Origin of the sequence: Streptomyces caeni, from assembly GCF_042678285.1 — a bacterium.
In the GTDB taxonomy this organism is placed as follows: Bacteria; Actinomycetota; Actinomycetes; order Streptomycetales; family Streptomycetaceae; genus Streptomyces; species Streptomyces caeni.
Genome location: NZ_JBHUDX010000064.1, coordinates 1 through 11,969, shown reverse-complemented (window position 1 = coordinate 11,969; position 11,969 = coordinate 1). Strand labels below are relative to the sequence as shown.

Below are 11,969 nucleotides of genomic sequence, written 5' to 3'. Positions count from 1 at the left end.
GATCAGTGCCCCGATGGCGCGCCGTGCCCGTCGGCGGGGGCGTGCGCCTCGGCGTGCGCGTGCGGGGCGGCCGTCGCCTGCCGGTACAGGCCGTGCGCCCACATCTGCAGTCCGAGCACGGCCTCGGCGTGGGCGCGGGCGCCGGCCACTCCCTCGCCGGCGTGTTCCTTGAGGGCGAGCGCCCTGCGGTGACGGTCTTCCACCTGGTCGCGGACGATCTCGCACAGCACCGCGGTCAGCTCGTCCGCGAAGCCGGTGTCGAGGGCGCGTTCGGCGGCCGGGATCACGGGCCCCACGCCGGGCCCGGCGGGCCTGAGTCCCGTGAACGGCGCGCCCTCGCCGGCGCGGTGCACGCGGACGACCGTCTCGAAGAGCCAGCGGTCCGCCCCGTCCCGCACCCGCGGGCCGAACGTTCGCGCCCCAGGACCCGGTCGAACGCCGCCCGAGCCTCCGGCTCTCCGTCCTCGTGGACGCAGGGAAGGACGTGATCGACGTTCTCGTCCTGCAGGGCCGGGCGCGCGGCCGTGACAACGGGACCGCCGAGTGCGTCGCAGTGCGGAGGCAACGCGATCCCCCCTTTCTCCGTCTTCCTCCATCATCGGCTCGCCCGGAGTGAACGGCGAGACCGGCGGGCGCGCACCGCCGCGCACCACCGAGAATTAAATGCTATTCACAGAAATATATGCTTGGACACATATCCAGAATTACGTCAACTGGGTACGGTCATCAGACAGCCGAAAGGATTCTCCATCGGCCCATTCCCTCGAATGCCCGATACCTCGGACCCTATGGCGCTCGTTAGGTGATCGTGACTTGGAAAGAACCGGAAGATCAGATCCCTGTCGGAACCGGGACCGTCTGGCACGAGCCGGCCAGTGGTGACGCGCGTCTCAAGTACTGCTCCGATCTTCTTGAAGACTTCCTCAAGAGGATCAGCGAGATGGAAAGCGAATACCTGCGCGCTCTAGACGGAACGCCCTGATCAAGGGCGCGGAGGAGCCAGAGAATGGACAGGCTTGAAGGCGAGCCGAGCCTCTACGACATTCAGTTCCCTCTGAGATCAGATTATGATGCGCTAGGCCAGCATTCTTATCATGTTGATCCGCTGGAGGCCCATCACGTCTGGAGCGCGCCCGGCCCCGACATCGCGTCGAACAACTGGGACCCGGACGAAGAGCTGGCCCAGATGCTGTCGTCCGCGTCGGCCATGCCCGGCGTGTCCGACGTGGACCCCGCCCCGTCCGCCCCGCTGGACGGGCCGCACCGCCACAGGGTCGATCGGCGGCGGCCCCGGCCAGGCTCCCATGTCCTCGACGGCGCCCACAAAGTCACCCCCGTCACGATCCTCGTGGCGACGATCGCCGCATGCGCGGTGGCCATGCTCGGCTGGTCCATCGGCTACTCGTACAACCAGCTGCGCGCCATCGCGGGGACGGTCCTTCCGGCTCCCTTGGCGCAATGGTGGCCGCTGACGGTGTACGGGCCATGGTTCGTGGCCGCCCTGTCCATCCTGCGGGCCGCCGTTCAGCACCGGACCGCCCGGCGGTCCTGGTCCGTCCTCCTGGTCGCCTCGGGCACGGCGGTGGCCCTGTGCGTCAGCCACTCCTCGCACTCGGTCCTCTCCATGGTGATCGTCGGGATTCCCCCGATCACCGCCCTGGTGTGCTTCCGGGAACTCGTCGGCCAGGTCTCGTGCAAGTACCGCCCCCGGCACGCCGCACACGGCAAGGAGCAGTCCACCGGCGGCTGACACACGGACCGCGGCACAGGGACGGCGGCCGCCGGTGACCGGTGAACGGCCGTGACGCGGCCGCCCCATGGCGGGACGGGACGCCCGCCGGCATGGTCGCGGGACAAGGTCCCGTGGCCGTCATGGGGCGGAGGGGGTCGTCGTGTGGTTCGCAGGGAGCGGGGCACCGCGCATGCCCACACCTGGGGAAACTCCGCCGGGGCGGGTGGCGCCCGCATACGAGGTGCCCGGACCTGCTGCGGGTGTTCTGGGAGGGCACGACCCCACGCAGGGCTTCCGCCGGGGCAACGACGTCGGCACCCATGTCCGGTCGGTCCTCTTCACCCACTCCCCGGCACAGCGCTCGGCGGCCGAGCGCTCCCGCGCCCGCTATCAGAAGGCCCTGACCTCCTTCGGGCACGGCGCCGCCACCACGGAGATCCTTCCGGCCGACGGGCACCCCTTCTGTCCCGCGCGCACCCACCACCAGCAGTATCTGCACCGGAACCCGGCGGGCTACCGCGGCCTCGGCGGCACCGGGGTCTCCTGTCCCGTGGACGTCCCGCCCCGGCCCTGAAGCCGGCCGCGCGGCCCGCCGCCGGGTCCCGGTCAGGACGGCCGGTCGCCTCCGCTGCCGTACGGCCTCGTCAGGATCTCCAGGCGGTGGCCGTTCGGGTCGTCGAAGTACGCACCGCGGCCGCCGTCGTTGTGGTTGATCTCGCCGCGGCGACTGTGCTGGGGATCCGCCCAGTACGCCAGGCCCGCCGCGCGGATGCGGGCGAAGATCGCGTCGAAGTCGTCCTCGGAGACCAGGAACGCGTAGTGCTGCGGGGTGATCGTGCCGGACGTGTCCATGAAGTCCAGCGTCACCCCGTTCGGGACCTGCACGGGGATGAACGGCCCGTACGGGGGCTCCACGTCAAGCCCCAGCAGGTCCGCGAGGAACCGCGCGGACTCTTCCTTGTCGTGCGCGGCGACGATCGTGTGGTTGAGCTCGACGGCCATGGCTCGGCCCTCCGCTCCCCTCGGCTGCCAGTACCACCTCCCACGCTAGGCGGCCGCGCCGGCGCCTGTCATCGGTCTCCGGTCCCCCTTCCGCGCCCGTGCGCAGCCGGCCGCCGTGAGGTGGCCTGGGACCACCGCACGGCGTCGCCGCCGGCTCCTCAGATGGTGGCCGTGTCGATCACGAACCGGTACCGGACGTCGCTGCTCAGCACCCGCTCGTACGCGTCGTTGATCTCCGACGCGCCGATCAGCTCTATCTCGGCGCCGATGCCGTGCCCGGCGCAGAAGTCCAGCATCTCCTGGGTCTCGCGGATGCCGCCGATGCCGGAGCCGGCGAGGGTCTTGCGGCCGGAGATCACCGAGAACAGGTTGAGGGAGACGGGCTCCTCGGGTGCGCCCACGTTCACCAGGGCGCCGTCGGTGCGGAGCAGCGAGAGGTACGCGCCGAGGTCCAGCGGGGCCGACACGGTCGAGACGATCAGGTCGAAGGTGCCGCGCAGTTCCTCGAAGGTCTTCGGGTCGCTGGTGGCGTAGTAGTGGTCGGCGCCCAGCTTCAGCCCGTCCTCCTTCTTGCGCAGGGACTGCGAGAGCACGGTGACCTCGGCGCCCAGTGCGTGCGCCAGTTTGACGCCCATGTGGCCGAGGCCGCCCAGGCCGACGATCGCGACCTTCTTGCCGGGGCCCGCGTCCCAGTGCCGGAGCGGGGAGTAGGTGGTGATGCCGGCGCACAGGAGGGGGGCGGCCTCGTCGAGGGAGATGCCGTCCGGGATGCGGAGGGTGAAGTTCTCGTCGACGACGATCTTCTGGGAGTAGCCGCCGTAGGTGGGCTCGCCGTTCTTGTCGAGGGCGTTGTACGTGCCGACGTTGCCGGCGAGGCAGTACTGCTCCAGTCCTGCCCGGCAGTTCTCGCACTCGCGGCAGGAGTCGACCATGCAGCCGACGCCCACCCGGTCGCCGGCCTTGAACCTGGTCACACCGGAACCGACCTCGGCGACGACGCCCGCGATCTCGTGGCCCGGAACCATCGGGAAGATCGCCTTGCCCCAGCCCTCGCGGGCCTGGTGGATGTCCGAGTGGCAGATGCCGGCGAACTTGATGTCGATCAGGACGTCGAACTCGCCGACCTCACGGCGCTCGATCGTGGTGCGTTCGAGCGGAGCCTTGGCAGCGGGTGCGGCGTACGCAGCGACAGTGGTCATGCCGAGTTCTCCTCAGTGGGGTGCTGTGCCCGGCTACCTCCGTCCGGGCACACCACCCAGCGTGCCCGGGGCCTTCGGGTCCACCCAGACCACGGCCCTGCCTACGACCCGCGGTCCTACCACCGGCGGGGTCAGCCTCATGGTCGTACGACCATGAATACTGGACGTATGGACGAACAGGCCGAGGCCGTACGGCAGCCCGGGGCGGATGCCGGCGGGGCCCTGGACCGGCGTGCCGAGCTCAGCGAGTTCCTGCGCAGCCGCCGGGCCCGGCTCAAGCCCGAGGACGTGGGGCTGCCGGACTTCGGACGGCACCGGCGGGTGCCGGGACTGCGGCGCGAGGAGCTGGCGCAGCTTGCCGGGGTGTCCGTGGCGTACTACACGCGCCTGGAGCAGGGCAACGGACGGAACGTGTCGGCGGAGGTACTCGACGCGATCGCCCGCGCGCTGCGGCTGACCGACGCCGAGCATGCGCATCTGACGCATCTCGCGAAGCCGACGGCGCACAAGAAGAAGCCGTCGACGCGGCCGCAGCACGTGCGGGCGTCGCTCCACCATCTGCTCGGTGTCCTCGAAGGTGTCCCGGCGTACATCGTGGGGCGGCGCTCGGAGATCCTGGCGTGGAACCGGATGGCCGCCGCCGTCTTCGGCGACTGGGCGGAGCTGCCGCAGCAGGAGCGGAACTGGGCGCGGCTGGTGTTCCTGCGGCCCGAGTACCGCGACCTGTTCGTGGACTGGGAGCAGAAGGCCATCGACATCGTGTGCCATCTGCGCTACGACGCCGGGTGCCAACCGGACGATCCGCGGCTGTCGGCGCTGGTCGGGGAGTTGTCGGTGAAGAGCGAGGACTTCCGGCGGCTGTGGGCCACGCACGACGTCAAGGAGAAGAGCCACGGGCTGAAGCTGATGCGGCATCCGCTGGTGGGTGACCTCGCCCTGCTGTACGAGTCGTTCAAGCTCGCGGGCGACGGTGAGCAGGCGATGGTGACGTACCACGCCGAGCCGGGCTCCGCGTCGGCGGAGGCGCTGCGGCTGCTGGCGAGCTGGGGCACGGACGCGACCCGGGCGGGCACGACCGCGCCCCGCCGCTGAGGCGCTCGCACACCGGGCCCGCAGGCCCGGGCACCCCGCGGTGTCCGGGCCCGGTGGCCCGGACACCCCGCGGGGCACCGCTCACCGACCGTGGAACGCGTTGCAGATCGAGATCGTCGACTTGTTGCCCTTCTTGTCGGCGATCTTCGCGTGGAACGACGCGCATTCCCCGTTCACCCGGCCGGGGGTGGTCTCGCACAGATGCACGTCAGCCCCCAGTACGCAATGTGCCGGGGGGTCGATCAGTGCCTCAATAGCGCTGGGAGGCCACGAGTTGGGGCCCTGGCTACGAGGCGGCGTTCTCCCGGATGGTGATCTTCCCCTTGCGGATGGTCGCGAGCCGTGGGGCCTTCCTCGCGATCGTGGAGTCATGGGTGACCATCACGAAGGTGAGCCCGTGCTCCTTCCACAGGGCCTCCAGGACATCCATGATCTCGTCGCGCATGGACTCGTCCAGGTTTCCGGTGGGTTCGTCGGCGAGCAGCACCTTCGGCCGCTTCACCAGCGCACGGGCGATGGCGACGCGCTGCTGCTGACCGCCGGACAGCTCCGCCGGCAGATGCCCGAGCCGCTCGCCGAGTCCCACCGACTGAAGGGCCTCGGCGGCCCGTTCACGCCGTTCCCTGCCCTTCGCGCCGAGGGGCACGAGGGCCGTCTCGACGTTCTCCTGGGCGGTGAGCGTCGGGATGAGGTTGAAGCTCTGGAAGACGAAGCCGATGTTCTCGCTGCGCACCTTGGTGAGCCGGGCCTCGGAGAGCCTGGCCAGGTCGGTGCCGTCGAGTTCGACGCTGCCCGCGGTGGGCTTGTCCAGTCCGCCGAGCATCTGCAGCAGTGTGGACTTGCCGCCGCCGGTGGGCCCCTGGATGACGAGCCGGTCACCGTCGCCGATGGTGAGGTCGACGCCGTTCAGGGCGACGATGGTCTCCTTGCCCCGCGTGTAGCGCTTGGTGACGCCTCTGAGTTCGTACATGGGGTGCAACTCCTGGGATACGGATGAGGATCGGGGCCTGCCGCGGCGGCAGGCCCCGTGCCGCGCACGCGGACCGCCTAGGGCAAGAGGTGTGCGGGGCGGGTGCTACTCCACGCGGCGCAGGGCGTCCGCGGGACGCAGCCGGGAGGCGCGCCAGCCGCCGAAGGCGCCGGAGATCAGGCCGCCGGTGACGGCGAGGGCGACCGCGAGGCCGATGGTCGACGGGCTCACCGGCGCGGTGAGCGCCACCTCCAGGGTCTTGGCGGCCTGGCGGCCGGGGCCGCCGAAGCCGCCGCCCGGGCCGCCGCCGAAGCCGCCGCCGCTGCCGCCGCCCAGTTGCGCCTGGAGGGTGGGGCTGACCGCGGTGACGGCGTATGCGCCCGCGAGGCCGAGCGCGATGCCGAGGACACCGCCGACCAGTCCGTTGACCACGGCCTCGCCGACGACCTGGCGGGTGACGCGCCCGGACTTCCAGCCGAGGGCCTTGAGGGTGCCGAACTCGCGCACACGCCGGGAGACGGCCGAGGAGGTGAGCAGCCCGGCGACCAGGAACGCGGCCACGAGCACGGTGATCGAAAGCCACTTGCCGACGGAGGAGGCGAGGTCGGAGGCGGTGGACAGCGAACCGGAGACGGTGCTGGCGAGGTCGGCGGAGGTGGTGACCGTCGTCCCCGAGATGTTCTTCTGGATGGTCTTCTTGACGCTGTCGATCTGCTGTGAGTCGGCCGCCTTGACGTAGATCGTGGTGACCTTGCCCTTGGAGTCGCCGAGCGTCTGCGCCTGCTTCAGCGGGATGTAGAGATTGGCCGCCGCGTCCCCGCTGTCGGGGGTAGCGATGCCGATGACCTTGAACTTGACGCCCTTGATGGTCACCGTGTCACCGACGGACAGCTTCTTCTGCTTGGCGTACGACGCGTCGGCGACGACGACCTTGGCGTCGGTCTCCGAGGTCGTGAAGGTACGGCCGCTGGTGATCTTCGAGGAGGTCAGCGGGCCCAGGGCGGGCTTGGTGACGTCGGTGCCGTAGACGGAGTAGCTGTTCACGTCGAAGTCGGCGCCGCCGCCCTCGACGCGGCCCTGCGGCGGGCCGGTCGGGGCGCCCTGCCTGCCGCCGTTCTGGTCCTGCCTGAACTGGCCCTGCCTGAACTGGCCGCTGACCTTGACGACCTGCAGGCTGAGCCCGCCGACGGCGTCCGACACGCCCTTCTGCGAGCCGACCTCGGCGACCTTGCTGTCGGCCAGGGTCTGGAAGCCCTGGACCATCACGCGGTCGCTGCTCTGTGTCTCGTCGGAGTCGTTGCCGCGGGCGTCGAACCGGAAGCGCGGCCGCTGTGCGCTGCTCGTGGAGCTCGCCGCCTTGCTGACGGTCATGTCCGTGCCGAGTCCGTACAGCGACTGCAGAACCTTGTCCTGCGCCTTACCCATGCCCGAGGACACGGAGTTGACCACGATGACCAGAGCGATGCCCAGCGCGAGCCCGGAGGCGACGACGAGGGCCGCCTTTCTCCGGCGGCGCAGTTCGCGCCTCAGGTAGGTGAAGAACATGGCCGCAAGCTAGGGAGGCACCCTGATGAACCCGTAAGCCAGACATGAGAGAACTATGAGAAGGCCGCGCCGGGCGCATGTCCGGCCGCACGCGGCGGGGCGGCGGCGCTGGAACGCCGATGCCGCCGGCTGCCCGCAAGGGCGGTCGGCGGCATCGGGAACGGGGCGCAGGCGTCCGGTGGGTCAGATGGCCGAGCCCGCCTTCCACTGGGCCCAGTCCATGTTCCAGCCGTTGAGGCCGTTGTCCGGGGAGACCGTCCTGTCGCCCGTGTTCCGGACGACCACCACGTCGCCGACGATCGAGTGGGTGAAGAACCACGCGCCCGCCGTGTTCGGGTCGCCCGCGCCCTTCGTGTCGGACAGGCCCACGCAGCCGTGGCTGGTGTTCACGTTGCCGAAGACGGACTTGGCGCCCCAGTAGTTGCCGTGCACGAACGTGCCGGAGCGGGTCAGGCGCATCGCGTGGGGCACGTCCTTGATGTCGTACTCGCCCTTGCCGTCGTCGTCGGTGAAGCCGACCGTCGCGCCGTTCATCCGGGTCTCCTTGAACTTCTCGGAGATCACCATCTGGCCTTCGTACGTCTTGTTCTGCGGCGAACCCGCGGAGATCGGGATGGTCTTGATGACCTTGCCGTCCTGCGTCACCTTCATCTGCTTGGTCTTCGCGTCGACGTAGGAGACCTGGTTGCGGCCGATCGTGAAGGTGACCGTCTTCTGCTGGACGCCGTACACGCCGCTCGCGCCCTCGACGCCGTCGAGGTTCAGCTTCAGCGTGACGGTGGAGCCCTCCGTCCAGTACTGCTCGGGCCGGAAGTCGAGCCGGTTGGCGCCGAACCAGTGCCCGACGACCTCCTGCCCGCTGCTGGAGGTGACCGTGATCCCCTTCTGCACGGCGGCCTTGTTCGTGATCGCCTTGTCGAAGTTGATCGAGACCGGCATGCCGACACCGACGGTCGAACCGTTGTCGGGCGTGAAGTTGCCTATGAAGGAGTGGGCGGGGGCGACGGTCGTGAACGAGGCGTTCTCGTGGGCGGCGCGGCCGGCGGAGTCCTCGGCCGTCACGGCGACCTTGTAGGTCGTGGCCCGCTCCAGCTGGCCGCTGGGCGCCCAGCTCTTCTTGTCCGCGGATATCTGCCCGTCCACGCGGGTGCCGGACCCCGTGGTCATGGTGACGTCGGTGAGCGTGCCCTTGGCGACCGTGACCTTGGCGGCGTTGTTGATGGAGGCGTTGTCGGAGCCGTCCGCCGGCGTGATCTTGATCTGCGCATCGGAGGTCTTCTGGGCGGCGGCCTCGTCGACCTTGGCCTGCGAGTCCCCGCCGCCACCACCGGCAGCCGCGCTCCCTCCGCTGCACGCGGAGAGCACCAGCACCCCGCCGAGCAGTGCGGACGCGGCTATCAGGCCCTGGCGCCGCTTACTGGTCGTCATCACACGCTTCTCCATCGTTGCGATATCCCCAAAACCCCGTGAGCCCCCGTAAGAACCACCAACGCTACGACCGGTGCGACCGGTTCCATATCCCGTGGACGTGTGGGGCACACCACGTCCCCGCGCCGGGGCGCGGCAGTCCCGGCGGGTGCCCGGGCGCCCCCGCGTCACACGGGACCCGGGAACGCTCCCTGAGACGACGGAACCCCGGGCGCCGGTTGCCGCCCGGGGTCGCGGATCTTTTTTCCCCCCCGGACGCGTCAGCGGAGTCCGGCCTCCTCCCCGGCCTCCTCCCCGACCTCGTCGGCCTCATCATCCTCGCCGAGGGCCCAGTCCGGCGAATCCGGGTCGTAGTCGGCCTGCTCGCTGCTCCAGGAGGCGTGGGCGAGTTCGACCCCCGGCACCTCGCGGACCAGATCCGACGGATCGATGAGATACGCGAGGGCCTCGGCCGTGTCGTCCGTCACCGCGCTCTCCGTGTACGCGCGCTCGCCCTCGGGCATGTCCGGGTCGTCCGCGACACGGCGCAGGGCGGCCTTGGTGACGGCATCGGGGTCGCCGACCTCGACGACCAGCTCGACTCGAAGGCGGACAAACCGTGATGTTTCAGGAATACTCATGCCGGGCAGCGTACGGCCCGGAGGGGGTGCGGCTTTCCCGCGACCCGCATCTTTCACTAGCATCGATCCACCCGGCCAATTCGCAAGCGTCACAAGAGGATCGGTATTTCGTGTCCGCCGCACGTCGATCGTCGTCCAGCGCCCGCAGGACGCTGCTGACCGCCACCGCCGCGGGGACCCTGCTCGGGGCCCTGTGGTTCGTACCGTCCGCGAACGCGACCCCGGACACGTCCGGGCCGCAGTCGTCGGTCTCCCTGCGGACGTCCGAGGAGGCCGGCGCGGCGACGGGCTCGACGGCGGCGGACACGCAACTCGCCGACACCGGAAGCGTGGACACGACGCCGTACGTGGTCGGCGGAACCCTCTTCCTGTGCCTGGGCGCGGGATTCGTGACCTACTCGGTACGCAGGGAGCACATGGACTCCTGAAGCCGGGGCGCCCGGAGGGGCCCGGCCGGCAGCAGGGCCCCGGCGATCCCGGCCGCGCTACCCGAGCGTCCCGGTGACCCTCTCGACCGCGGCGATCAGACCACCGCCCCGTACGCACGCCTCGGCCGCCGCAAGATCGGGCGCGAGGAAGCGGTCGGGGCCCGGGCCCTGGGCGCCGGCCTCACGCAGGGCCGTGATCGCCGCCCGGGTGGCGGGGGCGGGGGTCAGACCCTCGCGGAGTTCGACCGCCCTCGCCGCCGCGTACAGTTCGACCGCGAGGACCCGGGTGAGATTGTCCGTCGCCGCACGCAGCTTGCGCGCCGCCGACCAGCCCATCGAGACATGGTCCTCCTGCATCGCCGAGGAGGGGATCGAGTCGGCGGAGGCCGGTACGGCCAGCCGCTTCATCTCGCTCACCAGCGCCGCCTGGGTGTACTGGGCGATCATCAGGCCCGAGTCGACGCCCGGGTCGTCCGCCAGGAACGGCGGCAGGCCGTGCGAGCGGTTCTTGTCGAGCAGCCGGTCCGTGCGGCGCTCCGCGATCGACGCCAGGTCCGCCGCCGCGATCGCCAGGAAGTCCAGGGCGTACGCCACCGGCGCGCCGTGGAAGTTGCCGTTCGACTCCACGCGGCCGTCGGGCAGCACCACCGGATTGTCGACCGCGGAGGCCAGTTCGCGCTCGGCCACCAGGCGGGCGTGCGCGAGCGTGTCCCGGCCCGCGCCGGCGACCTGGGGGGCGCACCGCACAGAGTAGGCGTCCTGGACGCGGGGCGCGTCGTCCTGGTGATGGCCCGTCAGGCCCGATCCCCTCAGCACGGCCAGCATGTTGGCGGCCGACGCCGCCTGCCCGGGGTGCGGGCGGATGGCGTGCAGCTCCGGCGCCAGCACCTTGTCCGTGCCCAGCAGCGCCTCCAGCGAGAGGGCGGCCGTGATGTCGGCCGCCTTGTACAGCGACTCCAGGTCCGCCAGCGCCATGATCAGCATGCCGAGCATGCCGTCGGTGCCGTTGAGAAGGGCGAGGCCCTCCTTCTCGCGCAGCTCGACCGGGGCGATGCCGTGCTCGGCGAGGAGTTCGGCGGCGGGACGCACGGCGTCGTCGGGGCCCTCGGCCTCACCCTCACCCATGAGCGTCAGCGCGCAGTGGGACAGCGGCGCCAGGTCTCCGGAGCAGCCCAGCGAACCGTACTCGTGCACGACGGGGGTGATGCCCGCGTTCAGGACGTCGGCCATGGTCCGCGCGACCTCGGGACGTACGCCGGTGTGCCCGGAGCAGACGGTCTTCAGCCGCAGGAACATCAGGGCGCGTACGACCTCGCGCTCCACCCGGGGGCCCATCCCGGCCGCGTGCGAGCGGACGATGTTGCGCTGCAGCCGGGTGCGCAGCTCCTGGCCGATGTGCCGGGTCGCCAGCGCGCCGAATCCGGTGCTCACCCCGTAGACGGGATCCGGCTTCGCCGCCAGCGCGTCCACGATCTCGCGGGCCGCCGCGAGGGCCGCCAGGGCCTCGTCGGAGAGCTCGATCCGGGCGCCGTCGCGCGCCACGGCGAGAACGTCGGACGCGGTCAGCCCGGACGTCCCCACCACCACAGTGTGCATATCCATATTCAGGAGCGTACGCAGTGAATTCGACGATGTCACCAGGGGACGGCGGATTGCCCCCGGGCCGCGTCCCAACCACTACGCCCGCGCCTCCGCACCGGCGGCATCAACGGCGCCCGGACCTCCGCGGTCCGACCTCCGCGGTCCGGCCTCCGCGGTCCGGCCTCCGCGGTCCGGCCTCCGCGGTCCGGCCTCCGCCGCCCAGACCACCGGGGCCCACTCCCAGCGGCCCACACCCGGGGGCTCCGGCTCTCACGGCTCCGGCACCCCGCAGCTCCGCCCCCCGCAGCCCCGGCACCCCCACAACCCCCGCTCCCCCACAGCTCCGACCCCCGCAACCCCACAACCCCCGCT

Annotated in this window: 12 protein-coding genes and 2 pseudogenes; 4 read left to right on the top strand and 10 right to left on the bottom strand. The window is 70.9% G+C overall.

The annotated features are described in order from the left end of the window. Positions 1-2 precede the first annotated feature (2 nt). Positions 3-476, bottom strand: coding sequence for a DUF6448 family protein (locus ACFSL4_RS22525; protein ID WP_381086029.1), 474 nt, complete (start codon positions 474-476; stop codon positions 3-5). Continuing rightward, positions 431-565: pseudogene (locus ACFSL4_RS22520) on the bottom strand (DUF6448 family protein); the annotation flags it as partial. The gene ACFSL4_RS22525 and the pseudogene ACFSL4_RS22520, both read right to left, overlap by 46 nt. Before the next feature lie 441 nt (positions 566-1,006). On the opposite strand from ACFSL4_RS22520, the gene ACFSL4_RS22515 reads away from it, so the two are divergent. Both ACFSL4_RS22515 and ACFSL4_RS22510 read left to right on the top strand, forming a co-directional pair. Continuing rightward, positions 1,007-1,750: a DUF2637 domain-containing protein gene (locus tag ACFSL4_RS22515; RefSeq protein ID WP_381085796.1), complete on the top strand. Its 744-nt coding sequence runs from the start codon at positions 1,007-1,009 to the stop codon at positions 1,748-1,750. Positions 1,751-1,980: 230 nt separating this feature from the next. Continuing rightward, positions 1,981-2,306 (top strand): annotated as a pseudogene (locus ACFSL4_RS22510) (peptide-methionine (S)-S-oxide reductase); the annotation flags it as partial. Positions 2,307-2,338: 32 nt separating this feature from the next. Here ACFSL4_RS22510 and ACFSL4_RS22505 read toward each other — a convergent pair. Continuing rightward, positions 2,339-2,734: a VOC family protein gene (locus tag ACFSL4_RS22505; RefSeq protein WP_381085793.1), complete on the bottom strand. Its 396-nt coding sequence runs from the start codon at positions 2,732-2,734 to the stop codon at positions 2,339-2,341. A 158-nt stretch (positions 2,735-2,892) separates the two neighbouring features. Further along, positions 2,893-3,933, bottom strand: coding sequence for an NAD(P)-dependent alcohol dehydrogenase (locus ACFSL4_RS22500; protein WP_381085790.1), 1,041 nt, complete (start codon positions 3,931-3,933; stop codon positions 2,893-2,895). 168 nt (positions 3,934-4,101) lie between these two features. Between ACFSL4_RS22500 and ACFSL4_RS22495 the strand changes: the two genes are divergently transcribed. Next, positions 4,102-5,025 carry a helix-turn-helix domain-containing protein gene (locus tag ACFSL4_RS22495; protein ID WP_381085788.1) on the top strand — a complete coding sequence of 308 codons (924 nt, stop codon included), beginning with the start codon at positions 4,102-4,104 and terminating at the stop codon, positions 5,023-5,025. An 81-nt stretch (positions 5,026-5,106) separates the two neighbouring features. On the opposite strand, the gene ACFSL4_RS22490 is transcribed toward ACFSL4_RS22495, so the two are convergent. From ACFSL4_RS22490 to ACFSL4_RS22470, 5 genes are all read right to left on the bottom strand, one after another. After that, positions 5,107-5,232 (bottom strand): hypothetical protein, encoded by a 126-nt coding sequence (locus tag ACFSL4_RS22490; RefSeq protein WP_381086051.1) that lies wholly within the window; start codon positions 5,230-5,232, stop codon positions 5,107-5,109. Between the two features lie 79 nt (positions 5,233-5,311). After that, complete coding sequence (locus ACFSL4_RS22485) at positions 5,312-5,995, bottom strand: ABC transporter ATP-binding protein (protein WP_381085786.1); 684 nt, start codon at positions 5,993-5,995, stop codon at positions 5,312-5,314. Between the two features lie 105 nt (positions 5,996-6,100). Further along, the gene (locus ACFSL4_RS22480; protein ID WP_381085783.1) at positions 6,101-7,540 is read right to left on the bottom strand and encodes an ABC transporter permease; all 1,440 of its coding nucleotides are present in this window, start codon (positions 7,538-7,540) and stop codon (positions 6,101-6,103) included. 183 nt (positions 7,541-7,723) lie between these two features. After that, complete coding sequence (locus tag ACFSL4_RS22475; RefSeq protein ID WP_381085780.1) at positions 7,724-8,968, bottom strand: L,D-transpeptidase; 1,245 nt, start codon at positions 8,966-8,968, stop codon at positions 7,724-7,726. Between the two features lie 260 nt (positions 8,969-9,228). Beyond that, positions 9,229-9,588 carry a hypothetical protein gene (locus ACFSL4_RS22470; RefSeq protein ID WP_381085777.1) on the bottom strand — a complete coding sequence of 120 codons (360 nt, stop codon included), beginning with the start codon at positions 9,586-9,588 and terminating at the stop codon, positions 9,229-9,231. 110 nt (positions 9,589-9,698) lie between these two features. Between ACFSL4_RS22470 and ACFSL4_RS22465 the strand changes: the two genes are divergently transcribed. After that, entirely contained in the window at positions 9,699-10,016 is a 318-nt protein-coding gene (locus ACFSL4_RS22465; protein ID WP_381085774.1) for a hypothetical protein, read from the top strand. A 57-nt stretch (positions 10,017-10,073) separates the two neighbouring features. Here ACFSL4_RS22465 and hutH read toward each other — a convergent pair whose 3' ends face one another. Beyond that, a complete protein-coding gene (gene hutH, locus ACFSL4_RS22460; protein ID WP_381086026.1) occupies positions 10,074-11,612 on the bottom strand; it encodes a histidine ammonia-lyase in 1,539 nt (512 codons plus the stop codon). Positions 11,613-11,969: the final 357 nt, after the last annotated feature.

Coding starts and splice junctions, on each gene's coding strand:
- ACFSL4_RS22515 (WP_381085796.1), top strand. CDS start 1,007: ATGGACAGGCTTGAAGGCGAGCCGAGCCTCTACGACATTCAGTTCCCT.
- ACFSL4_RS22505 (WP_381085793.1), bottom strand. CDS start 2,734: ATGGCCGTCGAGCTCAACCACACGATCGTCGCCGCGCACGACAAGGAA.
- ACFSL4_RS22500 (WP_381085790.1), bottom strand. CDS start 3,933: ATGACCACTGTCGCTGCGTACGCCGCACCCGCTGCCAAGGCTCCGCTC.
- ACFSL4_RS22495 (WP_381085788.1), top strand. CDS start 4,102: ATGGACGAACAGGCCGAGGCCGTACGGCAGCCCGGGGCGGATGCCGGC.
- ACFSL4_RS22485 (WP_381085786.1), bottom strand. CDS start 5,995: ATGTACGAACTCAGAGGCGTCACCAAGCGCTACACGCGGGGCAAGGAG.
- ACFSL4_RS22480 (WP_381085783.1), bottom strand. CDS start 7,540: ATGTTCTTCACCTACCTGAGGCGCGAACTGCGCCGCCGGAGAAAGGCG.
- ACFSL4_RS22475 (WP_381085780.1), bottom strand. CDS start 8,968: ATGACGACCAGTAAGCGGCGCCAGGGCCTGATAGCCGCGTCCGCACTG.
- ACFSL4_RS22470 (WP_381085777.1), bottom strand. CDS start 9,588: ATGAGTATTCCTGAAACATCACGGTTTGTCCGCCTTCGAGTCGAGCTG.
- hutH (WP_381086026.1), bottom strand. CDS start 11,612: ATGCACACTGTGGTGGTGGGGACGTCCGGGCTGACCGCGTCCGACGTT.